We start from the raw sequence: 23,572 nt of genomic DNA on the forward strand, positions 1-23,572 counted from the left end.
TCCTTCCCGACCGCCATGTCGATCACAGCGGTCGATCTTGGTCCACCCGCGGCTTACACCGTTCGCGTGACACGCCCGGTGGGGCCGCCGTGGCGACTCAGTTCACGGCTGATCGTGCACCGTGGGCGACCGAGCCGGCGCGCGATCTCGGCCTGGGAGAGTCCTTCGGCCAGGCCGAGATCGATCAGTTCGCGTTCCGTCTCGGACAGGTACCGCCCCGACGGCGCAGCAAGATCGGGTTTCACCCCGCCAGCCTGGGCGAACCAGCGACGACCGGTCGTTGCCGCCACGCCGACACGATCAGCGGCTTCTTCCACCGACCCACACACCGACAACGCCTGCCAGAACGCACGAACACGACCACGACACAACCGCGGACGACCCACCACAACACCCCACAAGATCAGGTGTTGCAACGACCCTGCGAATCGGAGCGCTCACAAACAGCCAGAACGTCGTTGTCGACGGTCTCTCCGGCGGGGCTGTGGGTGGCGGGCACGCCTTTGGCGCGACCTCGCAGAGCCCGTTGTGTCCTCGCAGAGGTTGTGCGGTCTGCGACGACACCCCCAAGTCTGCGCGGTCCTCCGCAACTTGCGGCTACCGGACCGTGATGCCGTCGACTTCCAGGAGTGGGACGGTCGTGCTGCCGCCGATCTGCGTGGAGTAGGTCATCGATCCCCGGACCGTGACCTCGGCGGTGAACTGGTCGTCGGCCACTACGTCGGTCCGGATAGCAATACTGGACTTCGGCGGTGCCATCACCACCAAAGACCTCCGCCAGCTCGCCTGCAACGCCGCCGTCATCCCGATCGTCATGAACAGCGACAGCCGACCACTCGACATCGGCCGCCTCTCCCGCGTCATTCCTGACGGAATGCGACGAGCGGTTGCCGCCCGTGACCGCGGATGCGCACGGTGCGGCCGCCCGGCGAGTTGGTGCGTCATCCACCACATCATCGAATGGCAGAACGGCGGACCAACCGAAATCACCAACCTGGTCATGTCGTGCAGAATGCATCACAGGGAGATTCATTCCACCGAATGGATCGTCCGGATGATCGACGGTCTACCGGAGTTCATTCCACCCAGATATGTCGATCCGGATCAGGTCCCCCGCCGAAGTCCCCACCACCGTGGCAGGCTCGTGCCATGCACGAGCGACCTGACCTGCGCATCGGCGTCATGGGCCTCGGCGTCCGCAGCGGCATCGCCGAGTACGCGCACCAGCCGGGCGCCGGGTCGCGGATCGTCGGCGTGTGCGACGTGAACCCGGCGCGCGTCGCCGCCGCGGTCGCGGCACTCGGGACGGACGTCGCCGGCGTCGGCACGCTCGATGAGCTGCTTGCGCTCGGCCTCGACGGGCTGCTCGTCCTCACGCCCGACCAGACGCACGAGTCGATCGCGATCGCGGCGCTGGAGGCCAGGGTCGCGGCGTTCGTCGAGAAGCCGCTGGCCATCACGGTCGAGGGCGCCGACGCCGTACTCGACGCCGCCCGCCGCAGCGGGTCGCGGCTCTACGTCGGGCACAACATGCGGCACATGCCGGTCGTGCTGGCGATGCGCGACCTCATCGCCGCGGGCGCAATCGGCGAGGTGAAAGCCGTCTGGTGCCGCCACTTCGTGGGGCACGGCGGCGACTTCTACTTCCGCGACTGGCACGCCGACCGGCGCAACACCACAGGGCTGCTGCTGCAGAAGGGCGCGCACGACCTCGACGTCATCCACTGGCTCGCCGGCGGCTACACCACGCGGGTCAACGCGATGGGCGGGCTGCTCGTCTACAGCGGGAACGGCAATCGCGTCGACCGCTCCGACCAGCTCATGCGCGACTGGTACGACCCCGAGGCCAACTGGCCGCCGTCGGACCTCTCGCTCAACGAGGTCGTCGACGTCGAGGACCTCAGCATGATGCACATGACGCTCGACAACGGCGTGCTCGCCAGCTATCAGCAATGCCACTTCACCCCCGACTACTGGCGCAACTACACCGTGCTGGGCACGCACGGCCGGCTGGAGAACTTCGGCGACACCGACGGTGCCGTCGTCAAGGTGTGGAGCCGCCGCTCGGGATTCCGCGACGAGCCCGACCACAGCGTCGACGTACCGGCCGGCGAGGGGACGCACGGCGGTGCCGACGCGACGATGGTCGCGGAGTTCGTCCGGTTCGTCCGCGACGGCGCCCCGACCCGCACCTCGCCGATCGCAGCACGGCAGGCCGTCGCGGCCGGGGTCGCGGCGACGGAGTCGCTGCGCTCCGGCGGCCGACCCGTCGACGTCCTACGCGTCCCCGCACCGCTGCAGGCGCACTTCACCGCTTGAACGTAAGCGACTTACGTCTTGTGAGGGCACTTATCTTTCGTTAGTGTCCCGGACGTGGACCTCACCGACAGTGCGTTCTGCCCGCGCTACCACCGCGCCGTCGAGCTCATCGGGAAGCGCTGGACCGGGGTCGTGCTGCGGGCGATGCTGCTCGACGTCACCCGCTTCGCCGACCTGCGGGCCGTCGTCCCGGGGCTCTCCGATCGCATGCTGGCCGAGCGGCTCAAGGAGCTGCAGGACGAGGGCGTCGTCGAGCGGATCGTGCACGACGAGACACCGGTGCGGATCGAGTACCGGCTCACGCAGAAGGGGCGTGAGCTGCACGACGCGGTCTACGCGCTCAGCAGGTGGGCCGACCGCTGGATCCCCGTCGAACCGGTGCCCGTGAGCTGATCCACCGCCCGCACCGCGGGCGACACGAACACAACCACATCCACCCGACACCGTCGGGCACTCACCGCTGCGCGCAAAACCGTTCCACGGCGCGCAGGCGATGGCGGCTGCCCGCAGAACGGAGCTCCCGTGACCCTGCCCGAACGCCCGACCCCACGCATGTGGCTGGGCGTGCTCACCGTTTCCCTCGGCATCTTCTCGATGATCACCGCGGAGCAGCTGCCGGTCGGGTTGATCCCGGCCATCGCACAGCAGCTCGACGTCTCCACCGGGGTGGCCGGCCAGACCGTCACCGTTCCGGGTGTCGTCGCGGCGTTCTCCGCGATCGGCCTGCCACTGCTGATCGGCAGGTTGGACCGGCGCGTGCTGCTGGCGGCGCTGCTCGCGGTGATGGCCGTTGCGAGCACCGTCTCGGCGTTGGCGCCCAACTACACCGTCCTGATCGTGTCGCGCCTCTTCGTCGGGATCACCATCGGCGGGTTCTGGGCCGTCGCGGGCAGCCTCGCGATGCGGCTGGTCCCCGGCGCGTACCTGCCGCGGGCGATGGTGCTGATCTTCGGCGGGGTCGGCGCCGCGGCCGTGCTCGGGGTGCCGATCGGGACGGTCGTCGGCGACTGGCTCGGCTGGCGCGCCGCGTTCGGCGCGCTCGGCGGTCTGAGCGCGCTCGTGCTGCTCGCGGCGCTGACGCTGCTGCCGCGCCTCCCGGCCGCCGAGCCGGTCCGCCTGCCCACCCTGCGTGCGCAGCTGCGCAACGGGCCACTGGTTGCGGGCATCGTCGCCACCGGCCTCCTCGTCGCCGGCCACTACGGCGCCTACACGTTCGTCAGCCCGGCGCTGCTCGCCATCTCCGGTGTCGACGCCGGTGTCGTCGGCGTACTTCTGCTCGGGTACGGCGCGCTTGGCATGGTCGCGAACGTGATCGCGGGCCCGCGGGCCGCGCGGTTCCCCGGCCGCACCGCCGCGGTGATCGTCATCGCGCTCGGCTCGACGCTCGCCCTGTTCCCGCTGCTCGGGACGAACCCGTGGAGCGGTGCGGCGCTCCTGATGATCTGGGGGCTCGCGTACGGCGGGGCGCCCGTCTTGTTGCAGACCTGGGTCCTGCGGGCGGCGCCGGCGAGCGCCGAGGCCGCGTCGGCGGTCTACTGCTTCGTGTTCAACCTCGCCATCGCGTTCGGGGCCGCGGCGGGCGGGCTCGTCGTCGACGCGATGGGTGTGCCGAGCGTGCTTTGGCTCGGCGCGGCGCTCGTGCTGCTGGTCCTGCTGACCGTGCGACGGGCGCCGCAGTCCGATCACATGTCGACGACCACCTCGTCGCGCGGACGCGCGCAACACACGAGCACGGTGCCAGGTGAAGGCTCTTCCAGCGGTGCTGGCGAGTAGTCGACCGTGCCGGAGAGCAGCGGCGTCTCACACGTACGGCACACCCCGGAGCGACACTGCCAGCGCGCGGGCACGTCGCACGCCTCCGCGAACTCCAGGAGGCTCGATCGGCGGGTATCGAATGGCGCTGTGACGCCGCTGCGCGCGAATGTCACCCGCGGGCCGGTGCCCGGCTCCCCGGCCGGCAGGTGCGGTGCGCGGCCGGTCGTGCCGACGATCCCCGGCCTGATCGCGGCGAGCGCACCGAACGTCTCGCTGCGGATTCTCGCCGCGTCGAGGCCGGCCGCCCGCAGGCCGGTCGACACGTCGGCCATGAATCCCGCCGGCCCGCACACGTAGGCGGTCGCGTCGGCGGGGAGCCCTAGTTCCGCGATCCGCTCCGCGGTGAGCCGCTCGCCCGCGGCGCTGTGGAAGACGCGGGTGCGGGCGCACGGCAGCGTGGCCAGCAGCTCGTGCGCCTCCGCGGCGAACGCCTGCTCGTCGGGTGTGCGGGCCGCGTGCAGCCACCACACCTCGCGCGTGGTGCGTTCCGCGGCGAGCCGGTGCAGCATCGCCAGGACCGGGGTGATGCCGATCCCGGCCGAGACGAGCACGACGGGCGCCGCGCCGTCGTCGAGCACGAACTCGCCGCGCGGGGCGGCGGCCTCGACGGTCGTGCCCGGTCGCACCGTGTCGTGGATGTAGCCGCTGACGGCGCCGCCGAGTTCACGCTTGACGCTGATCCGGTACGCGCCCGGCGCCGCCGACAGCGAGTAGCTGCGCACCCCCACCGGCGATCGCAGCGTGAGGTACTGGCCCGGCCGGGCGCTCGGGAGGGCCACGCCCTCGGGGTCGGCGAGGTGGATCGACGACACCGCCGCGCTCTCGCGGACCACGTCGGTGACGGTCAGCGCACGGAATCCTGCCCACGCCGGCTCGTCCTTCGTGGTCTGGTGCTCCGCCTCCGCGAGCAGCTGCCGCAGCGACGCCTGCCAGCCCGGGCTCAGCGCGGGGATCCGCACCGCACGCCGCAGCGTGTCGAGGTCGCGGTCGGGCAGGTACAGCAGCGCGTCGGCATCGGCAACGCTGACCCGCTCCGGCCCGGTCGCGGTCCGGACGATCGGGTCGCCCGCCCGCACCCGGCCCTCCCGCACCACCCGCATGTAGAAGCCGGGCCGGTGGTGCGCCACGAGCAGCGCCGCCAGCTGCGGTTCCCCGATCCGCAGGCCGGCGCGATAGCAGGTGACCCGCGGCTGGCTCACCTCGAACTCGGCCTCGCCGATCCGGTAGCGGTCGCCGATGCAGACCTCGGTGTCGGCGAGACCCTCGACGGTGAGGTTCTCCGCGAACGTGCCGGGTTCGAGGTGGCCGCGGCCCAGGCGCTCGCTCCAGTACCGGTACGACTCGAGCTGGTAGACGAGCACGGCCCGGTTGGGCCCGCCGTGACCGGCCGTGTCGCCCTGCCCGTCGCCGTCGATGCCCAGGCGACGTGCGGTGCCGCCGCCGTCGACGGGGTACTTCCAGGCGCCGGTGTGCACCGTGGCGCCGTTCCATTCGACGTCGCGGGGCTCCCCGACGTTGACCGAGACAAGTGTGGGCATGACCGCTCCGATCTGCTGTCAGGTGAGCGCTTCGCCGCCGTCGACGGCCAGCGTGACCCCGGTGAGGAACGTGGCGGTCAGCGCGTAGAGCACCGCGCCCGCGATGTCCTGCGCGGTGCCGATCCGGCGGGCGGGGTTGCGTTCGCCCTGGTCGGCGAACATCGCCGCCTTGCCCTCCGCGCCGAGCCCGTCCCAGGCGCCCGTGTCGACGACGCCGGGCGAGATGGCGTTGACCCGCACCGGCGCAAGCTCGAGCGCGAGCGAGCGGGTCAGCGTGTCGGCGGCGCCGTTGGTGATCGCGACGGCCAGCGTCCCGATGGCGATCTTGAAGGCGGCGACGCCCGAGAACAGCACGATCGAGCCGCCCGCGTCGATCCGCGGGCCGAGGTGCTTGGCCAGCATGAGCGGGCCGAGCACCTTGGTGTTCAGCGACGCCAGCACGGCGTCCCGATCCAGGTCCGCGAGCCGCCCGCGGGCGCGCGCCGACGCGGTGCTGACGACGTGGTCGAGGGAGCCGAGCCGTTCCCCGAGCGCGACGATCGAGGCGTCGTCGGTGACGTCGACGGTCTCGACGGTGATCCGGTCCTCGCCGGCGTACGCGGCGGCCAGCGCGTCGGCGTTGCGGCCGGCTGCGACGACGTTCGCCCCGGCGTCCCGCGCGGCGAGCACAACGGCGCGGGCGATCCCGCTACCGCGGCCGACGACGAGCACGGTGCGGTCCTGCAGCTGGCCGATCTCAGTCATGGCTAACTACCCATCGTTGAATAGTTGGTTAGGTTTCCAGGAATCACACACCGCGGATATCTAACTTGTCAACGACAGCATCACGGTTAGAATCGTGTCATGAAGCACACGGTGGACCCGGATGGCGAGGTCGTCCTGCTCGACCTGCTCAACACCACGCCGGTCACCGCGGACGGTCCGACCGACCTGCTGGCCGACGACGCCGCCGCGACCGCGTGGGCCCGCGCCCGCGGCGGCGTGGGCTCAGCGGCGGAGGCGACGCACCTGCGCCGCGTCCGCGACCGGCTGCAGGCCGTCGTGCGAGGGGCGGAGCCGGCGAGCGCGCTCGGGCCCGCACTGCGTGGGGTGCGCCTGGTTCCCGACATCGACGGCACCGGCCTGAGCTGGCGCCTCGACACCGACGACGACCGGCGCCTCGCCGCCCGCGCGCTCCTGGCGTGGGGCCGGGTGCAGGAGCAGCTGCCCGGCCGGCTGCGCCCGTGCGCGAACGACGAGTGCCACCTGTTCCTGCTCGACCGCAGCCGTCCCAACACCGCCCGCTGGTGCTCGATGAAGGTCTGCGGCAACCGGCTGAAGGCCCGCCGGCACTACCAGCGCAGCCAGCAGGGGGAATAGCCCACGTCAGACCAGCAGCAGGCTCTTCCCGATGAACCTGCGCGCCTCGATGTCGGCGTGCGCCTCGGCCGCCGCACCCAGCGGGTAGGTCCGGCCGATGATCGGGGCGAGCCGGCCGGCGGCGGTCTCGTCCAGCACGTGCCGGACGCGCCGCGGGCCGTCCGTCCACAGTCCCGGCAGCTGCGACATACCGAGCACCCGCACCCGCCGGTCCGTCCCGCTCAACGCCGCCTCGGAACCGCTGCTCATGCCGTAGCCGGAGAACCGGCCACCGTCCACCAGCAGGTTCGCCGCCGCCACCCCGACCGAGCCGCCGACGCCGTCGAACACGACGTCCAGGCCGTGCCCGCCGGTGATCGAACGCACCGCGTCGGACCAGCCGGCTGCCGAGTAGTCGACCGCGGCCACACCGAGCGCACGCGCGGCACTCAGCTTGTCCGCACCGCGGACGGCCGCGATGACGGTCGCGCCGGTCCGCACGAGGAGCTGCACCAGCAGGTTGCCGAGTCCGCCGACTCCCGGCGCGACCAGCACCCGTTCGGCCGCGCGCACCGGGGTGACCTCGAGCAGGCCCAGCGCGGTGCTCCCGTCGTCCATGACAGCCATCGCGCTGCGCAGGTCCATCCCCGCCGGCAGCGGGAACGACGTCTCCGGTCGTCCGACCACCGTGTCGGCGTATCCACCGCCGTAGGCCTCGCCGGCACGGGTGACCACAGTGGCGCCGAGCCAGCCCTCGTCGACGTCGTCACCGATGGCATCGACCGTGCCCGCGACCCCGCTGCCCGGCACGTACGGCGGCGCGACGGCGAACACCGCCGGCCCCTTGCCCGCCCTGATCCGGGCGTCCATCCAGACGACGTTGACCACACCGACGGCGACGCGGATCTCACCCCTCCCGGGCTCGGGTGTCGGCAGCTCGACGGGCTCGAGGACGTCGGGAGCACCGAACCTGGTCACCATGATCGCTCGCATGGCCCAAGCCTGGAACCTGCACCCGACTCGAGGTCAAGCCGCGGTGACCGTGGCCAACGCGCTGTGCAACGCCGCGGTGTCGGTAGGCCGATCGCGCCAGCGAGCCCCGACGTGGCCGTCGGGCCGGACGAGCACCGCGCCGTGCCGGGAGATGCCGCAGGCCTCGGCGAGCTCGTCGGGCAGCGGCTCGACGTGCAGCGGCACCCCGTCGACGGGCCGTGCCCAACCGGCGGGATCCGCGGTGAACAGGGTGAACCACTCGCCCACCGTGTCGAGCGTGGAGCGGCCCGGGGTGAGCCACAGGTGCGGCATACGACGGCCGGGGGCGGCGGTCGGAACGTAGTCCGTCGCTTCCTCACCCGGCGCCTCCTCATCCCGTTCGGCGCCGCTGCCGTCGGGCAGGAGCGCGGCCGAGCGGTACGTCCCACCCAGCACGAGCCCGAGCTGGGCGAAGTACCGGTCCGCCCACGGCCGGTCGGCACCCTGCTGGTTGCGCTCGTTCTGCATCTCGTGCATGAGCCGGGAGTTGGCCACCGCCTGGCGCAGCGTCCGGTGTGCGACGGGCTGCCGCTCCGCCTCGTAGGAGTCGAGCAGGCCAGGCCCGGCCCAACCGCGGAGCACCCCCGCGAGCTTCCAGCACAGGTTGTGCACATCGGCGATGCCGGCGTTCATGCCGAGCCCACCCGCCGGCGGCACGGCGTGCGCGGCGTCACCCGCCAGCAGGACGCGACCGTGCCGGAAGCGCTCGGCGACGAACGCGTTCACCGCCCAGTGCTCGACGCGCTCGACGGCAACCTTCACGTCGGCGTCCTCGCTGATCGCGCTGGCGACCAGGGCGGGCCAGTCGGCGCTCTCCGGGTCGGCCGGCGTCGGCCGGATCCAACCCCAGCCGCCTTCGGGGTAGAGCGGCAGGAACGACCCCTGCAGCGTCAGGTAGACCCCGGCGGGGTGGTCGGCGCTGCAGCGGTCGATGTCGGCGTCGAAGACGACGGTGGTCAGGCGGCTGAGCACACCAGGGCCCGCGGTGCCGATGTCCAGCAGCTGCCGGACCGTCGAGTTCGCGCCGTCGGCGGCGAGCAGGTAGCGGGCGTTGACGCGGCTCGCGACACCTTCGCGCCGGTCGAGGAGCGAGGCGATGACGCGGCCGTCCTCCTCGGTCACGTCGACCAGCTCGACCCCGAACCGCACCCCCGCGCCCGGCGCGGCGAGCAAGAGGGGCTCCAGCCGGTCCTGCGAAGTCACCGCGCCGATCTCGGGACTCTCCGGGATCGGCGCGTTGATCCCCACCATCGCCGACGACACGAAGTCGTCGTCCCGCAAGGTGGCGCGGAAGCGGATGCGACCGAACTCCGGAGGGAACGCGCGCGCCCTGATCCCGTCGGCCAGCCCGAGCAGCCGGAAGATCTCCATCGACCGCACGTTGACCAGCCGCGACCGCGGGAACGGCGCCGGCTCGGCGTGCTTCTCGACCACCATCGCCCGCACGCCCCAGCGTTCGAGCAGCGCGCGGGCGGTCAGCCCGACCGGCCCGGCGCCGACGACGAGCACGTCCACCTCGGCATCCACGTTCTGCATGCCGACACGGTGCAGGGGCGTCATCTCACCCGGCTTGCACCGGCGCTTCAGCCGCTCAGCGGCCGATCATCGGTCGATCAGCACCGCCGGCCGTTGGTGACGCACCCGCTGCAGGGCCGACCAGTGTCGGGGTTGTACCAGATCTCGCCCTCTTCCATCCGGCCCGCGCTGACGAGGGCGCAGCACCATTCCGGGATCTCGCAGTACCCCGCCTCGGCGATCGCCTTCGGGACGAACCGCGCGAGCAGGCGCTCACCCGTCCTCGCGACGCGGTCGTGCATCTTCTCGACTACGGACATGCGTGCCTCCCCGATGGCGTGCCGGACCGTTCCGGACGATCGTCGCGGACGGATCCGGCCCGTTCCAGGAATCGTGGACGCCCGAGCAGCGGACGGACGTCGTCCGGCCGATTCCTCCGCCGTCGCCCGTCAGCGCGCCGCCGCGGCCGGCCGGCCGGCCCGGATCCGGCGCCCGCGGTGCACCGCGACACCGATCACGGCCGCCAGCGTCATGATCGGGTAGTCGAGCTTGGCGACGTACTCGACGACCGGCACCACGACCGCCGCGGCATACACCCACGCGGGCGGCGTCCAGTCGGCCGGCCGCCCCGCGCGGGCGCCGCGACGACCCCACGGCTTCGCGATCGAGACCCAGACCATCAGCACCAGCGAACCGAGCGTCCAGCAGGTGCCGACGACGAGCGACGTCGCCGACCACGCCGCTCCGCCACGCTCGGCCTCGACGATCCCTTCCAGCGTGTGGCCCAGGTAGAGGCTGCCGAGCAGGACCGCGACCAGCGTCAGCCAGAACTTGACGGTGACCCAGTGGTGCCGGAAGTAACCCCATGGCGTCAACGCGCTGAGCATGAGCCCGGTGTAGGCGGTCACGATCCCGAACGGGTCGAGGATCTCGTTCTCGAGGAACAGCGCCGTCTCGAACGTGACCAGCCGGTCGCCCCCGTCCATGCCGAAGGCCCTGGCCAGCAGCGTGAGCTGGACGACGGCCATCGCCACCCACCCGACCGACGCGAGCACGTGCAGCACGAGCAGGAGCTGCCGGCCGCGCTTGGCCGTGAACGCAGGCACGGTTACGACCGCTCGACGGCGCGGCTGAGGATCGCGTGCAGCGCCACCCGGTCGGCCTCGTCGAGCCGGCCGATCGCGGGGGCATCCTCGGCGAGCTGCTCGCGCATCCGGTCGCGCACCTCGACGCCGTGCCCGGTGAGCTCGACGTGCTTCACCCTGCGGTCCGCGGGCAGGACCTTGCGCTCGACGAGCCCGCGCGACTCCAACCCGTCGACGATCCCGGTCATGTTCGACGCGTCGTAGCCCATCCGGGCGGCCAGCGCACGCATCGGCACCGGTCCGTAGATGCGCAGGACCGTCCGGGCTTGCACGACCGTCAGCCGCTCCCCTGCCGCGATGTCGGCGAACTGGGCCTTGAGGTGGTCGGTGACCGCGAACAGCATGTCGACGATCTCCGATGTCGGCCCTGGCCGACGGGGCGTTCCGTCCATGGGTCCAGCTTGGCCAGAATTACTGGTAGATATCAACCATTGTCTTGCACCAGCGTTCGGAACGCGGCCGAGCGCAGCATGACGGCCGCCCCGACCAGCCCGCAGATCGCCGCCGTCGCCACCGCGGCGACCAGGCTGCCGCGATCCAGCCCGACCCCGCCGATCCAGGCCCCGAGCGCGATGCCGATCTGGAAGGCGACGATGTAGACGGCGGAGGCGAGGTCCTGCCGGGTGTCGGCGACACGCAGCACCGCGGCCTGCAGCACCACGGCCATCCCGCCGGCCGGCACGGCCCAGAGCACAACCACGACCGCGCCGACCTGCGCCCCATCCGCCCCGATGACGAGCAGCGCGAGCATGCACGCGGCAGCGCCACAGGTGACCAGGAGTCCTGTCGCCCGGGGCCGCCCGTCGACCAGCCTGCCGATCAGCACGAGCCCCAGCAGGCCGGCCGCGCCGTGCGCGAGCAGGAGACCCGATGTCGCCGCACCGGTCAGGCCGACGTACTGCGCGATGATCACGGTGATGTAGGTGAAGGCCGCGAAGTGCCCGGTCACCACAACCGCCGTCACCAGGTTGACCCCGGCGAGGGAACGGTCGGCCACGACCTCCCGGATCGCCGCGAGTCCCTGCCGGGTCGTCTGATCCCCCGGTGGCATCGGGTCGACCGTCGCGCGGATGAGCACGACGGCCAGCGCGGCGACGCCGGCGAGCGCGAGCGCCGTCGGCCGCCACCCGATCGCCGCGCCGAGCCACGAGCTCAGCGGGAGCCCGAAGAGGAAGGCGAGCGAGTTCCCGGCGAAGACCACCGTGGTCGCACGGCCGCCCTGGCCCGGTCCGAGCAGCCGCGCGGCCATCGGCGCGACGATCGACCAGAACACGCCGTGCCCGGCCGCCGAGATCGTCCGCGCGACCACGGCGACGCCGTAACCCGGCGCGACGGCCAGCAGCAGGTTGAACGCCGCGATCGCCGCGACCGTGACCAGCGCGGCCGTCCGCCGGTCCCACCGCGAGGTCATGGCCACGAGCGGCACCACGGTGACCGCGACGACCACCGCGTAGCCCGTGACCAGCAGGCCGATCGCCGATTCGGGGACGCCGAACCCGGCCGCCAGATCCGGCAGCAGCGCGACGGGCAGGTTCTCCGACGTCACCGAGACGAAGCAGGCGGCACTGAGCGTCGCCAGCGCGACACCGGTTCGCGAGATCTGGGATATGCCCACTTGTGTAACGATACACAGATAGGCTGTGCCGGTGCAGGATCCAGGGTCGCCGCGCATCACCATGGCCGAGGTCGCGCGCCGCGCCGGCGTCTCCCCGATGACGGTGTCGTACTGCTACAACCAGCCCGAACGGGTCGCGCCCGGTACGTTGCGCCGGGTCCGCGAGGTCGCGGCCGCGCTCGGCTACCGCGGCCCCGACCCGACCGCGCGCTCGCTGCGCCGCCGCCACAACGGCGCGATCGGCGTCGTGCTCGGCGAGCACCTCGCCTACGCGTTCGAGGACCCGCAGGCCCGCCGCTTCCTCGCCGGGGTCGCCGAGGTGTGCCGCGAGCGCGGGACCGGCCTGAACCTCATCCCGACCACCGGCGCGGACGACGACGCCGAGCGCGTCCGGTCGGCGTCCGTCGACGGCTACATCGTCTGGACGACCGTCGATGCCGACCCCGTCCTCGAGGTGCTGAGCGGCCTCGACAAGCCCGTCGCGATCCACGGCGGGCCGGCCGTCCGCGGCGCGCAGGTGATCGGCATCAACAACCGCGCCTCCGCGCGCGAGCTGACCGCACGCACCGTCCGGGGCGCGCTGCGGCCGGCGGTGCTCAGCCTCCCGTTCGACCGCGACCGCAGGCCGCGCCTGGAGTTCGGGCCGCAGCCCGAGCTCGTCACGTTCCCCGTCACACGCGAGCGCCTGCTCGGCATCTACGACCACTTCGCCGAGGCCGGTCCCGACCCGCTACGCCTGCCCGTCGCCGTTGCCGCCCACAACGACCGCGCCGTCGCCGCGCCCATGGCCGAGGAGCTGCTCGACACCTGCAACCCCGACGCGGTGGTCGCCATGAGCGACCAGCTCGCCTTCGCCGTGCTCGACGCCGCCCGCCGGCGCGGGCTCACCGTGCCCGCCGACCTGGCGGTGGCCGGGTGGGACGACGACCCGGACGCGAGCGGCGCCGGCCTCACGACGATCGCCCAGTCGATGTTCGACCAGGGGCGGGCGTGCGCGCTGGTCGCGGTCGGCGATCGCGCCCCGACCACCGCGGCCGCCTGGAGCACGGTCGTGCGGAGCAGCACCCGCTGACGGCTACTTCGTGACGTACTCCGCGAGGTGCTCGCCGGTGAGCGTCGAGCGCGCAGCGACGAGGTCGGACGGGGTGCCCTCGAACACGATCCGGCCCCCGTCGTGGCCCGCCCCGGGCCCGAGATCGATGATCCAGTCGGCGTGCGCCATGACCGCCTGGTGGTGCTCGATCACGATCACCGACTTGCCGGCGTCGACGAGCCGGTCGAGCAGCAGGAGCAGCTGCTCGACGTCGGCGAGGTGCAGGCCGGTGGTCGGCTCGTCGAGGATGTAGACCCCGCCCTTCTCCCCCATCCGCGTGGCCAGCTTCAGCCGCTGCCGCTCGCCGCCGGAGAGCGTGGTGAGCGGCTGGCCCAGGCTGAGGTAGCCGAGGCCGACGTCCTTGAGCCGGTCGAGGATCGTGTGCGCGGCCGGGATGCGGGCCTCACCCGCGCCGAAGAACTCCTCGGCCTCGGCCACCGGCATCGCCAGGACCTCGCTGATGTCCCGCCCGCCCAGGTGGTACTCCAGCACCGACGCCTGGAACCGCTTGCCCTCGCAGTCCTCGCAGGTGCTCGACACCCCGGCCATCATGCCCAGGTCGGTGTAGATGACACCGGCACCGTTGCACGTCGGGCACGCGCCCTCGGAGTTGGCGCTGAACAGCGCCGGCTTCACCCCGTTGGCCTTCGCGAACGCCTTGCGGATCGGCTCCAGCAGCCCGGTGTAGGTGGCGGGGTTGCTGCGGCGCGAGCCGCGGATGGCGCCCTGGTCGATGGCCACGACACCGTCGCGGCCCGCGACGGAGCCGTGGATCAGCGAGCTCTTGCCCGAGCCCGCCACGCCGGTGATCACGCAGAGCACCCCGAGCGGGATGTCGACGTCGACGTCTCGCAGGTTGTGCGTGCCGGCCCCACGCACCTCCAGCGCCCCCGACGCCGCCCGGACCGACGGCTTCAGCGCGGCCCGGTCGTCCAGGTGCCGCCCGGTGAGCGTGCCGCTGCCCCGCAGCCCCTCGACGGTGCCCTCGAAGACCACTTCCCCACCGGCGGTGCCGGCGCCGGGCCCGAGGTCGACGACGTGGTCGCCGATCGCGATCGCCTCCGGCTTGTGCTCCACCACGAGCACCGTGTTGCCCTTGTCGCGCAGCTGCAGGAGCAGCTCGTTCATGCGCTGGATGTCGTGCGGGTGCAGGCCGATCGTCGGCTCGTCGAAGACGTACGTGACGTCGGTGAGCGACGAGCCGAGGTGCCGGATCATCTTGGTGCGCTGCGCCTCGCCGCCCGAGAGCGTGCCGGCCGGCCGATCCAGCGACAGGTAGCCCAGTCCGATGTCGACGAACGAGTCGAGGGTCTCCCCCAGCGCCGTGAGCAGCGGCGCCACCGACGGCTCCGCCAGCTTGCGCAGCCACTCGGCGAGGTCGTTGATCTGCATCGCGCAGGCGTCGGCGATGCTGATCCCGGCGATCTTCGACGAGCGGGCCTCCGCGGCGAGGCGGGTGCCCTCGCATTCCGGGCAGGTCGTGAACGTCACCGCGCGCTCGACGAACGCGCGCACGTGCGGCTGCAGCGAGTCGATGTCCTTCGACAGGTACGTCTTCTGGATCTGCGGGATCAGGCCGAGGTAGGTCAGGTTGATCCCCTCGACCTTGATCTTGGTGGCCTCCCGGTACAGCAGGTCGTGCAGCTCCTTCTTGGTGAACTCCCTGATCGGCTTGTCGGGGTCGAACCAGCCGCAGCCGCGGTAGATGCGCCCGTACCAGCCCTCCATGCTGTAGCCGGGGATCGTCAGCGCACCCTCGTTGAGCGACTTGCTGTCGTCGTAGAGCGCGGTCAGGTCGACGTCGTTGATCGAGCCCATGCCCTCGCAGCGCGGGCACATGCCGCCGAGCCGGTTGAACGTCGCCTTCTCGGCCTTCGTCTTGCCGCCGCGCTCCACGGTGATCGCGCCGGACGCCCGCACCGAGGGGACGTTGAACGAGAACGCGTTGGGCGGGCCGATGTGCGGCTGCCCGAGCCGGCTGAACAGGATGCGCAGCATCGCGTTCGCGTCGGTGGCGGTGCCGACCGTGGAGCGCGGGTTCGCGCCCATCCGCTCTTGGTCGACGATGATCGCGGTGGTCAGCCCGTCGAGCACGTCGACGTCGGGCCGCGAGAGCGTCTGCATGAACCCCTGCAGGAACGCGCTGTACGTCTCGTTGATCATCCGCTGCGACTCGGCGGCGATCGTGCTGAACACGAGCGAGCTCTTGCCGGAGCCGGAGACCCCGGTGAAGACGGTCAGGCGGCGCTTGGGCAGCTCGACGTTGATGTCCTTGAGGTTGTTCTCACGGGCGCCGTGCACGCGGATCAGGTCGTGGCTGTCGGCGACGTGCCGCGGATCCGTGCTCATCCGTGTCTCCATCTGTCGGCTGTCGGATCGGCGCCGCTCGGGGGCAGCGCATGGGGAACTGACCCGGCGTCAGGCCCGGTGCTGGATCCGGATCATATTGCCGGCGGGATCGCGGAACGCGCAGTCGCGCACCCCGTAGGGCTGGTCCATCGGCTCCTGCACGACCTCGGCGCCGCTGGCCTGCACCCGCTCGAAGATGCCGTCGACGTCCTTGGTCGCCAGCACGACGCCGGCGTAGGTGCCCTTCGCCATCATCTCGGCGATGGTGCGGCGCTCGTCCTCGGTGATGCCCGGGTCGGCGCCCGGCGGGTTCAGCACGATGGACGTGCTCGGCTGCCCGACCGGACCGACGGTGATGAAGCGCATGCCCTCGTACCCGACGTCGCCGCGGACCTCGAAGCCGAGCACGTCGCGGTAGAACGCCAGCGACGCGTCCGGGTCGTCGAGGGGCAGGAAGCTCGCGTGGACGGTCAGGTCGACCGGTTCGGATGTCATGGCGTCACGCTAGGTGCGGCTCGGGAACCGGTGCTTCTCGATTCCTGATCGGTCTCGTCACGCGCTTCACGACGCACGACGGCATCCCCGCGGTCGCGCGGGCGGCGCGCCGCTTGTAGGTGCTCGGCGGCACCCCGACCAGCTCCGTGAACCGGGTGCTGAAGGTGCCGAGCGACGAGCAACCGACGGTGAAGCAGACCTCGGTGACGCTCAGGTCGCCGCGGCGCAGCAACGCCATCGCCCGCTCGATGCGCCGCGTCATCAGGTACGCGTAGGGCGACTCGCCGTAGGCGTTGCGGAACGCGCGACTGAGGTGCCCGGCCGACATGTTCACCCCTCTGGCCAGCGCTTCGACGTCGAGCGGCTGCGCGTGCTCCCGGTCGATCCGGTCGCGCACGCGACGCAGCAGCGCGAGGTCGCGCAGGTGCTGATCCGCAGCGGGCCTGGTGGGCACGTGCCGGATCGTGCCACGTCAGAGCGGTGTTGCCCAAGAGCGGTTCACCCGTCGAGGACGGCGAGGAAAGCGGACGCCGCGGGGGTGCGCCCGGCCCGGCTCCAGATGACGTGCTCGACCCGCGCCGGCGCGTCGGTCACTTCGATCGTGGTGACGCCCGTCAGCTGCGGGACGAACGTCGAGGGGAGCAGCGCGACGCCGAGCCCTTCCTCGACCAGCCGGGCCGTCAGGTACGCGGTGGTCACCTCGAAGGCGACGTCGCGGGTGAGACCGGCCGCCTCGAACGCCAGGTCCGACTGGATGCGTCCGGCCGTCTTGTGCGGCAGGTCCACGAAGGGCTCCGCGGAGAGCCGTTCGAGGCTCACCTCCGACTCGCCCGCGAGGGGGTGGTCGGGCGCAACCACGGCGACGAGCCGGTCGCGCGCGAGCTCACGACCGTCGACGCCCTCGAGCCGGGCCGTCGTCGGCAGCCCGAGGAAGGCCACTTCGACGATGCCCTGCCGGACGGCCTCGACGAGGTCGTCGCTCGCGCCGGCCCGCAGGCTGACGCGCACGTGCGGGTACCGGCGGCGGAACTCGCGCAGCGCACGAGGCACGTCGACCGCGGCGACCGTCGAGATCAGGCCGACGGCGAGCCGGCCGCGGATCTCACCGACCGCCGCGGCGACCTCCGCGGCCGCGCGCTCGGCGGCGTCGAGGCACTGGCGGGCGGCGGGCAGGAACGCCGCGCCGGCCGGCGTCAGCTGCACCCGGCGGCTGGTGCGCTCGAAGAGCCGCGCGCCCAGCTCACGCTCCAGGCGGGCGATCTGGTGGCTGAGCGCCGACTGGACGACGAGGCACCGCGCGGCAGCCCGGGTGAAGCTGCTCGTCTCGGCGACGGCAACGACGTAGCGCATCTGCTGGAGCTCCACCCATCCATCGTGCATCGAGATCGATGGCGTGACAAACATGTGTTGGACTCATCGATCGTCGCAGGCTCTGATGGAGGCAGACCCTCGATGGAAGAGATGACATGACCACCACACACGCTGGACGCCAGCAATCGACGACCCAGCACTCGACACTGAGGGCCTGGCTGGGTGTTGCCGCCATCACGGCCAGCCTGTTCGTCTTCCTCACCACCGAGCTGATGCCGGTCGGCCTGCTCACCCCGCTGAGCTCGGGCCTGAGCATCTCGGTCGGTGCGGCCGGGCTGATGGTGACGCTCTACGGCCTCTCGGCCGGCCTGGGCGTGCCGTTCATCGTCGCCTGGACCCGGCACGTCGACCGGCGCGTGATGCTCTCGGCGCTGCTGGCGGTGCTGGCGATCGGCAACCTCGTCACCGCCGTGTCGCCGAACTACCCGCTCGTCCTGACGACGCGGCTCGTCATGGGGTTCGCCAGCGGGGTGTTCTGGGCGATCGGCGTCAGCATGGCGATGCGCATCGTGCCGGGCCGGCACGCGAGCCGGGCCGCGGCGGTGGTGATGTCCGGCATCTCGGTCGCCGCGGTGGTGGGCATCCCGCTGGGCACGCTCCTCGAAAGCCTCACCGACTGGCGCACGACGTTCCTCATCTGGAGCGGGTTGAGCGCGATCGTGTTCCTCGCGGTCGCCTGCACGCTTCCGTCGTTGCCGGCGCAGAATGCGGTGCCGGTGCGGGAGGTCTTCCAGCTCCCGCTCCGGAACGGGCGGCTGCGTTCGGTGATGGTCGTCGTCGTGCTGTTTGTGCTCGGCCATTTCGGCGCGTACACGTTCATCCGCCCATTCCTGGAAGACGGTTCGGCCGCGACCGCGGCGACCGTCACCGGGCTACTGATGATCTACGGCGTCGGTGGGGCGGTGGGGAACTTCGTGGCCGGCCACGCCGTGACGAAGCACCTGCGAGCCAGCTTCGCCGTCGGCTGCACCGGGCTCGTGGTTTCGCTGTTGCTGCTGCTCACACTGGGCAACGGGACCGCGGTACCGGTCGGCTCCCTCGCGCTGTGGGGCGTGTCGTTCGGCGTGGTGCAGTTGAGCCAGCTCACCATGACCCAGGCGGCGGCGCCCGACACGTTCGAGGCCGCGATGTCGCTCAACACCATGGCGTACAACACCTCGATCGCGCTCGGGGCGATGTTCGGCGGGCTGCTCGCGGACCATCTCGGCGTGCGCAGTGTGTTCTGGTTCGGCATGGTGCTGACCGCGGCCGCATTGCTCGTCGCAATTACCTCGGGCCGGTTGCGCCGATCCGATTGATCGGTTTCACTAATTCGCCCATGAGAAGGAATCGTTGGACAAATCAGCGGCATCGGGTTGAGCTTGTCCCACCGATTCACAACATGGGGGGAATCCGTGAAGAAGACGGTTCAGCTGATGCTCGCGACACTGCTCGTCCTCGGCGCGCCGGCGCTGGGCGCGCTCCAGAACGGCGCGAATCCGGACGGAACGCGGGTCACCGGCGTCGGCGTCGTGGCGGCGAGCGCCGACGGGCGGGAAGACGGGCGGGAGGACGGCCGGGAAGACGGCCGTGAGGACGGTCGTGAGGACGGTTGGGGCACGGACGGCCGCGACCAGGGCGTCGGCACCCAGAGCCGGGACTTCTGACCGGCAGGTCAGGATGGGCGGGTGCCGTTCACGCTCGCCCATCCGGCCGCGGTGCTGCCTCTCCGGAGGTGGCTGTGCCTTCCCGCGCTCGTCGCGGGTTCGGTTGCGCCTGACGTCGCGAGCTACCTCCCGGTGCCGGGCGGGCTGGGCGCGACACACACCCTGACGGCCGCGGTGAGCCTCGACGTCGTGCTCGGAGCCGTAGTGCTGGTCGCCTTCGTCGTCGCGCGGGGGCCGCTGATCGCCGTCGCGCCGGCGGGACTGCGGGCACGCCTCGGCGGGGCGCCGTGGTGGGTCGGCAACCGCGGGTTGGGCGGCGCTGCCGTGGTGGTCGTCTCGATCGCCGCCGGCGCGATCACGCACGTGCTGTGGGACATGGTCACGCACGCACGCAGCCCGCTGGTGCGCGCATGGCCGTGGCTGCGGGCGACGGTCGTCGGGCCGCACACGGTCTACAACGTGATCGGTTACGTCTCGGCCGTCGGCGGGCTCGTGATCATCGGGGTGACCGTCGCCGGCTGGTACCGGCGGACACCGCCGACGGCCAGGGGCGTGTCCCCGACGAGGCAACGCCGCCTGCTCGTGGTGGCGCTGGTCCTCGCCGGTGCCGCCGGAGCCGCCGCCGCCCTCACCGCCCCCGAGGCCTGGATCACCGGCTACGACGTCGTCCGCCACACGCTGATCGGAACAACCCGCGGGGCGCTGGTCGTCCTCGGCGGCTACGCCCTGCTCTGGCACGCGGCGACGTGGGGCCGCAGGCGGACGACGGTGTCGTGACCGCGCCGTGGTGACCCAGGTGTGTGCGTTCCGCACACGTTGCCAGGAAAGTGGCTTTCCTGGCACCACAGGACAGGAAAGTGGCTTTCCTGGCACCCCGGCCGGCCCAGTCCTGGGTCGCGTGTGACCGGGCAGACCACCGCGCAGACTTCCGGCCCTCGACCTACTCGCAGGCCGCGGACCCGAGCGCGCCCCAGCACGGATTCACATCCCTCGTGGCGGCCCGGAGGGCCATGACGGACTTTCCTGGCACACCGCCCGCCCGCTTTGCCGGGGAAGGCCTTGACGTCGGGACCGGCGGACGGTTGGGTTCGCAGGTGGCCGAGGGCTCCTACGTCGAGAGCCCGCCGTTTCCGGAGCTGGCGGGTGTGGTGCGCACGGTCTGGATCCAGCGCACCGGCGACACGGCGTACGTCCAGCGGCACGTGCCGACCGGCGGGGTCGAGATCCATTTCCCGATCGGCGGCCGTCCCCAGCTGCTCGGCCCGCTGACCGGCCCGCAGATCGAGGTCATCCCGGCGCACACCACCCTCGTGGGTGTCCGGTTCCACCCCGGCACCGCACCGCCCCTCCCGACGGTGCTCGACGACCTCCTCGACCAGCGCCTCGCCCTGCCGGAGCTCTGGGGCAGCCCGGTGGACCGCCTGGTCAACACGATGGCGGTGGCCGGGTCGCCCGACCGGTCGCTGATGGTCTTGCAGGCGCACCTCCTGCACGAGTACCGCAACACCGTGCGCGTCGACCCGCTGGTCGGCGAAGCGGTGAAAGTGCTGATGCCGTGGCATCCGGTCGACATCCGCAGGCTGGCCACCCACCTCGCGCTCTCGGAGAGCCAGCTGCGCCGCAGGTGCCTGAACGCGGTCGGGATGGGCCCGAAGGTCCTCCAGCGGACGTTGCGCTTCCAGGGCTTCCTCGCGTTGGCCCAGGCCGGCACCACGGCATCGGGTCGGCGCGGCACCGACGGGGTGGCCGGGCTCGCGATCGACGCGGGGTACGCCGACCAGGCCCATCTCAGCCGGGAGTGCCTCCGCCTGACCGGTCTCACCCCGCGCAAGCTCCTCGGCGGCGACGTCGACCGCTGCCTCTGCGGCCACGAGCACTCCGCGTCCTACAAGCCGTTCCTCGCCACTCGCGGCCGGCCGCCCCTGCGCTTCTGAGTGTCTGCGGGTCTGCGGGTCTGCGGGTCTGCGGGTCTGCGGGTCTGCTCGTTTCGTTCAATCCCGGTCGGCCGGCCGCTCGTAGGTTGAGCTCGTGCCCGATCCCGCCGACTTCCGCAGCTCGCTCGACGGCGAGTGGTTCAGCCCCGATTCACCCGGCTACGACGAGGTCCGCCGCCCGGCCGACGTCAACCACCGGGACGTCCGGCCGCGGCTGGTCGTCCGGTGCCACACGGTCCGCGACGTCGTCGGCGCCATCGCGCACGCGGCGGCCACGGGCGACCGCATCGCCCCTCGCGGCGGCGGGCACTGCTTCGTGGGCCGGTCGTCGACGGACGGGATCGTGCTCGACCTGGCCGGCTTCGACGACATCTCGGTGGCCGACGGCGGGATCGCGACGATCGACGCCGGCGCCCGCCTGGCCAGGGTCTACGCAGAGCTGCACACCCACGGCCGCACCCTGCCGGCCGGATGCGGCCCCACCGTCGGCATCGCCGGCCTCACCCTCGGCGGCGGCATCGGCCTGCTCGGGCGCAAGCACGGCCTGACGTGCGACCGTCTCGTCGGCGCGCGGGTCGTGCTCGCGGACGGCAGCGTCGTCGACTGCGACGACGATCGTGAACCGGACCTGTTCTGGGCGCTGCGGGGCGCGGGCGGTGGTCAGTTCGGGGTGGTCACGTCGCTGCGGTTCGCCACCGTTCCCGAGCCGACGGCCACGCGCGTCGAGGCGCGCTGGTCCGGCATTTCGCTGGCGGACCTGGTCTCCATCTGGCAGGCCTGGGCCCCGGACGCTCCTGACGAGCTCACCGTCGACCTCTCCCTCATGTCCGAACCGGACGCGCCGGTGCAGGCCCGCCTCTTCGGATCGTCGCTCTTCGACGAGCGGACGACCCGCGAGCTGCTGCGGGAGTTCGCCGGCCGGGCGGGCGTCGCCCCCACGTTCGACCTGCGCGGCGGCCTGCCGTTCCACCAGCTGAAGAGCTCCTTCGCCGAGCCTGCGGACGCACCCGAACGTGCCTTGCGGACCAGGTCGGAGTTCTTCTCCCGGGCGCTGGCCGACTCGACGCTCGCGACCCTGCTGACCCGGCTCGGCGAACCACGCACCACGGGCACCCGGGAGATCACGTTCGCCGCGATGGGCGGCGCCTACAACCGGGTCGCCAAGGACGCGACGGCGTTCGCCCACCGCGACCAGCGCTTCCTGCTCGGGCACATCGCCGCGACCACCGATCCGTGGATCGACGACTCGTGGGCGACCGCCCACGTCGACGGTTCGGGCCGCGTCTACCCCAACTTCCCCGACCTCGCGCTCGACGACCCGGGCCGGGCCTACCACGGCGGCAACCACTCGCGACTGGCCGCGATCAAGAGCGCGTACGACCCGCACAGCTTCTTCGACTTCCCCCAAGCCGTTCGACCAGCTAAGGAAACGCCATGAGCAAGATCCTCGTCACCGGTGGGCTCGGCATGATCGGCGCCCACACCGCCCGCGCGCTGCTCGACCTCGGGCACGACGTCGTTGTGACCACCCACCGCCGAGGCGAGATCCCGTCGTTCCTCGCCGGGCGGGTGACCGTGGAACCGCTCGACGTCACCGATCGCGACGCCTTTCTCGCGCTCGGCGAGCGCCACGAGATCAGCGACATCGTCCACCTCGCCGGCAGCATCCCCGACGACCCGGTCGACTTCTTCCGCACCGACCTCACCGGCCTGCTCAACGCCCTCGACGCCGCCCGCGCATGGCAGGTGCGCAGATTCGCCGTCGCAAGCAGCCTCGGCGTGTACATCGGCCGGCCGGAGATCCCGTGGACCGAGGACCTCGACCAGCCCACCACGGCGCTGCCGCACCTGATCATCGCCTTCAAGAAGGCCGTCGAGCCGATCACCACGCACAGCCTCCAGGGCAGCGGTGTGCAGCCCGTCGTGCTCCGGATCGGCACGATCTGGGGCCCGCTCGTCGACCCGGAATCGCCCTTCTTCCACATCCCGCCGTTCATCAACGCCGTGCTCCGCGGCGAGGAGCCGCGGCCGCTCTACGCCGATGACGGCGGCGACTGCTGCTACGCACCGGACGCCGGACGTGCGATCGCGCTGCTGACCAGCGCGGAGACCCTGCAGCACGACACCTACAACGTGTCGAGCGGCCGCCCGGTCGCCAACCGCGAGTTCGCGGACGCCCTGACGGCGATCACCCCGGGCCTGCCGCTCGACCTCCTGCCGGGGCGGCAGCACGGGCCCGGCGCCGATCCCCACCTCGACATCACGCGCCTCACCCGCGACACCGGCTTCACCCCGGCCTTCGACGTCGCCGACGCGGTGGCCGACTACGTCAAGTGGCGGGCCGACAACGCCCGCTGACCCAGCCCG

At 71.9% G+C, this 23,572-nt stretch carries 25 protein-coding genes; 12 read left to right on the forward strand and 13 right to left on the reverse strand.

The features are described from left to right. Positions 1–53 precede the first annotated feature (53 nt). The gene (locus LL648_RS45735) at positions 54–290 is read right to left on the reverse strand and encodes a helix-turn-helix domain-containing protein (protein ID WP_374112034.1); all 237 of its coding nucleotides are present in this window, start codon (positions 288–290) and stop codon (positions 54–56) included. Between the two features lie 407 nt (positions 291–697). Here LL648_RS45735 and LL648_RS45740 point away from each other — a divergent pair, with 407 nt between their 5' ends. The 4 genes from LL648_RS45740 to LL648_RS12720 all read left to right on the forward strand — a co-directional run bounded on the left by LL648_RS45740 (position 698) and on the right by LL648_RS12720 (position 4,092). Beyond that, the gene (locus tag LL648_RS45740; protein WP_374112042.1) at positions 698–1,267 is read left to right on the forward strand and encodes an HNH endonuclease signature motif containing protein; all 570 of its coding nucleotides are present in this window, start codon (positions 698–700) and stop codon (positions 1,265–1,267) included. Further along, entirely contained in the window at positions 1,150–2,319 is a 1,170-nt protein-coding gene (locus tag LL648_RS12710; protein ID WP_232662727.1) for a Gfo/Idh/MocA family protein, read from the forward strand. The genes LL648_RS45740 and LL648_RS12710 overlap by 118 nt, the downstream gene beginning before the upstream one ends. A 54-nt stretch (positions 2,320–2,373) precedes the next feature. Next, positions 2,374–2,712, forward strand: a complete 339-nt coding sequence (locus LL648_RS12715; protein ID WP_232662728.1) for a winged helix-turn-helix transcriptional regulator — start codon at positions 2,374–2,376, stop codon at positions 2,710–2,712. Positions 2,713–2,841: 129 nt separating this feature from the next. Next, entirely contained in the window at positions 2,842–4,092 is a 1,251-nt protein-coding gene (locus LL648_RS12720) for an MFS transporter (protein WP_232662729.1), read from the forward strand. On the opposite strand, the gene LL648_RS12725 is transcribed toward LL648_RS12720, so the two are convergent. After that, complete coding sequence (locus LL648_RS12725; RefSeq protein WP_232662730.1) at positions 4,002–5,672, reverse strand: MOSC and FAD-binding oxidoreductase domain-containing protein; 1,671 nt, start codon at positions 5,670–5,672, stop codon at positions 4,002–4,004. The two genes, LL648_RS12720 and LL648_RS12725, sit on opposite strands and share 91 nt — an antisense overlap. Before the next feature lie 18 nt (positions 5,673–5,690). Then, complete coding sequence (locus LL648_RS12730; RefSeq protein WP_232662731.1) at positions 5,691–6,416, reverse strand: SDR family oxidoreductase; 726 nt, start codon at positions 6,414–6,416, stop codon at positions 5,691–5,693. 99 nt (positions 6,417–6,515) lie between these two features. Between LL648_RS12730 and LL648_RS12735 the strand changes: the two genes are divergently transcribed. Continuing rightward, a complete protein-coding gene (locus LL648_RS12735; RefSeq protein ID WP_232662732.1) occupies positions 6,516–7,031 on the forward strand; it encodes a CGNR zinc finger domain-containing protein in 516 nt (171 codons plus the stop codon). A 6-nt stretch (positions 7,032–7,037) separates the two neighbouring features. On the opposite strand, the gene LL648_RS12740 is transcribed toward LL648_RS12735, so the two are convergent. From LL648_RS12740 to LL648_RS12765, 6 genes are all read right to left on the reverse strand, one after another. Further along, complete coding sequence (locus LL648_RS12740; RefSeq protein WP_232662733.1) at positions 7,038–8,003, reverse strand: zinc-binding dehydrogenase; 966 nt, start codon at positions 8,001–8,003, stop codon at positions 7,038–7,040. A gap of 33 nt (positions 8,004–8,036) precedes the next feature. Continuing rightward, entirely contained in the window at positions 8,037–9,578 is a 1,542-nt protein-coding gene (locus LL648_RS12745; protein WP_232662734.1) for an FAD-dependent monooxygenase, read from the reverse strand. A gap of 77 nt (positions 9,579–9,655) precedes the next feature. Beyond that, entirely contained in the window at positions 9,656–9,877 is a 222-nt protein-coding gene (locus tag LL648_RS12750) for a hypothetical protein (protein ID WP_232662735.1), read from the reverse strand. Between the two features lie 129 nt (positions 9,878–10,006). After that, positions 10,007–10,663, reverse strand: coding sequence for a hypothetical protein (locus LL648_RS12755; protein ID WP_232662736.1), 657 nt, complete (start codon positions 10,661–10,663; stop codon positions 10,007–10,009). Positions 10,664–10,665: 2 nt separating this feature from the next. Further along, complete coding sequence (locus LL648_RS12760; protein ID WP_232662737.1) at positions 10,666–11,094, reverse strand: MarR family winged helix-turn-helix transcriptional regulator; 429 nt, start codon at positions 11,092–11,094, stop codon at positions 10,666–10,668. 32 nt (positions 11,095–11,126) lie between these two features. Continuing rightward, entirely contained in the window at positions 11,127–12,317 is a 1,191-nt protein-coding gene (locus LL648_RS12765) for an MFS transporter (RefSeq protein WP_232662738.1), read from the reverse strand. A 31-nt stretch (positions 12,318–12,348) separates the two neighbouring features. Between LL648_RS12765 and LL648_RS12770 the strand changes: the two genes are divergently transcribed. Then, a complete protein-coding gene (locus LL648_RS12770) occupies positions 12,349–13,389 on the forward strand; it encodes a LacI family DNA-binding transcriptional regulator (RefSeq protein ID WP_232662739.1) in 1,041 nt (346 codons plus the stop codon). A 3-nt stretch (positions 13,390–13,392) separates the two neighbouring features. Here the strand turns inward: LL648_RS12770 and LL648_RS12775 are convergent, their stop codons facing one another. The 4 genes from LL648_RS12775 to LL648_RS12790 form a co-directional block, all read right to left on the reverse strand. Continuing rightward, positions 13,393–15,759, reverse strand: coding sequence for an ATP-binding cassette domain-containing protein (locus LL648_RS12775; protein WP_232662740.1), 2,367 nt, complete (start codon positions 15,757–15,759; stop codon positions 13,393–13,395). A 69-nt stretch (positions 15,760–15,828) separates the two neighbouring features. Next, entirely contained in the window at positions 15,829–16,254 is a 426-nt protein-coding gene (locus LL648_RS12780; protein WP_232662741.1) for a VOC family protein, read from the reverse strand. Between the two features lie 4 nt (positions 16,255–16,258). Then, on the reverse strand, positions 16,259–16,708 hold the full coding sequence (locus LL648_RS12785) for a helix-turn-helix transcriptional regulator (protein WP_232662742.1): 450 nt from the start codon (positions 16,706–16,708) through the stop codon (positions 16,259–16,261). A 44-nt stretch (positions 16,709–16,752) separates the two neighbouring features. Then, the gene (locus LL648_RS12790) at positions 16,753–17,619 is read right to left on the reverse strand and encodes a LysR family transcriptional regulator (protein WP_232662743.1); all 867 of its coding nucleotides are present in this window, start codon (positions 17,617–17,619) and stop codon (positions 16,753–16,755) included. 101 nt (positions 17,620–17,720) lie between these two features. Between LL648_RS12790 and LL648_RS12795 the strand changes: the two genes are divergently transcribed. The 6 genes from LL648_RS12795 to LL648_RS12820 all read left to right on the forward strand — a co-directional run bounded on the left by LL648_RS12795 (position 17,721) and on the right by LL648_RS12820 (position 23,563). Further along, complete coding sequence (locus tag LL648_RS12795) at positions 17,721–18,923, forward strand: MFS transporter (RefSeq protein ID WP_232662744.1); 1,203 nt, start codon at positions 17,721–17,723, stop codon at positions 18,921–18,923. Between the two features lie 96 nt (positions 18,924–19,019). Beyond that, the gene (locus tag LL648_RS12800) at positions 19,020–19,271 is read left to right on the forward strand and encodes a hypothetical protein (protein ID WP_232662745.1); all 252 of its coding nucleotides are present in this window, start codon (positions 19,020–19,022) and stop codon (positions 19,269–19,271) included. Between the two features lie 21 nt (positions 19,272–19,292). Then, positions 19,293–20,048: a DUF4184 family protein gene (locus LL648_RS12805; RefSeq protein WP_232662746.1), complete on the forward strand. Its 756-nt coding sequence runs from the start codon at positions 19,293–19,295 to the stop codon at positions 20,046–20,048. 317 nt (positions 20,049–20,365) lie between these two features. Continuing rightward, positions 20,366–21,205 (forward strand): helix-turn-helix domain-containing protein, encoded by an 840-nt coding sequence (locus tag LL648_RS12810; protein ID WP_232662747.1) that lies wholly within the window; start codon positions 20,366–20,368, stop codon positions 21,203–21,205. 94 nt (positions 21,206–21,299) lie between these two features. Next, positions 21,300–22,643, forward strand: coding sequence for an FAD-binding oxidoreductase (locus LL648_RS12815; RefSeq protein WP_232662748.1), 1,344 nt, complete (start codon positions 21,300–21,302; stop codon positions 22,641–22,643). Next, positions 22,640–23,563, forward strand: a complete 924-nt coding sequence (locus LL648_RS12820; RefSeq protein WP_232662749.1) for an NAD-dependent epimerase/dehydratase family protein — start codon at positions 22,640–22,642, stop codon at positions 23,561–23,563. The genes LL648_RS12815 and LL648_RS12820 overlap by 4 nt, the downstream gene beginning before the upstream one ends. Positions 23,564–23,572: the final 9 nt, after the last annotated feature.

It is taken from the genome of Pseudonocardia sp. TRM90224 (assembly GCF_021245725.1).
Taxonomy (GTDB): Bacteria; Actinomycetota; Actinomycetes; order Mycobacteriales; family Pseudonocardiaceae; genus Pseudonocardia.

Coding starts and splice junctions, on each gene's coding strand:
- LL648_RS12745 (WP_232662734.1), bottom strand. CDS start 9,578: ATGCAGAACGTGGATGCCGAGGTGGACGTGCTCGTCGTCGGCGCCGGG.
- LL648_RS12735 (WP_232662732.1), top strand. CDS start 6,516: ATGAAGCACACGGTGGACCCGGATGGCGAGGTCGTCCTGCTCGACCTG.
- LL648_RS12775 (WP_232662740.1), bottom strand. CDS start 15,759: ATGAGCACGGATCCGCGGCACGTCGCCGACAGCCACGACCTGATCCGC.
- LL648_RS12710 (WP_232662727.1), top strand. CDS start 1,150: ATGCACGAGCGACCTGACCTGCGCATCGGCGTCATGGGCCTCGGCGTC.
- LL648_RS12780 (WP_232662741.1), bottom strand. CDS start 16,254: ATGACATCCGAACCGGTCGACCTGACCGTCCACGCGAGCTTCCTGCCC.
- LL648_RS12740 (WP_232662733.1), bottom strand. CDS start 8,003: ATGCGAGCGATCATGGTGACCAGGTTCGGTGCTCCCGACGTCCTCGAG.
- LL648_RS12750 (WP_232662735.1), bottom strand. CDS start 9,877: ATGTCCGTAGTCGAGAAGATGCACGACCGCGTCGCGAGGACGGGTGAG.
- LL648_RS12730 (WP_232662731.1), bottom strand. CDS start 6,416: ATGACTGAGATCGGCCAGCTGCAGGACCGCACCGTGCTCGTCGTCGGC.
- LL648_RS12795 (WP_232662744.1), top strand. CDS start 17,721: ATGACCACCACACACGCTGGACGCCAGCAATCGACGACCCAGCACTCG.
- LL648_RS12820 (WP_232662749.1), top strand. CDS start 22,640: ATGAGCAAGATCCTCGTCACCGGTGGGCTCGGCATGATCGGCGCCCAC.
- LL648_RS12760 (WP_232662737.1), bottom strand. CDS start 11,094: ATGGACGGAACGCCCCGTCGGCCAGGGCCGACATCGGAGATCGTCGAC.
- LL648_RS12725 (WP_232662730.1), bottom strand. CDS start 5,672: ATGCCCACACTTGTCTCGGTCAACGTCGGGGAGCCCCGCGACGTCGAA.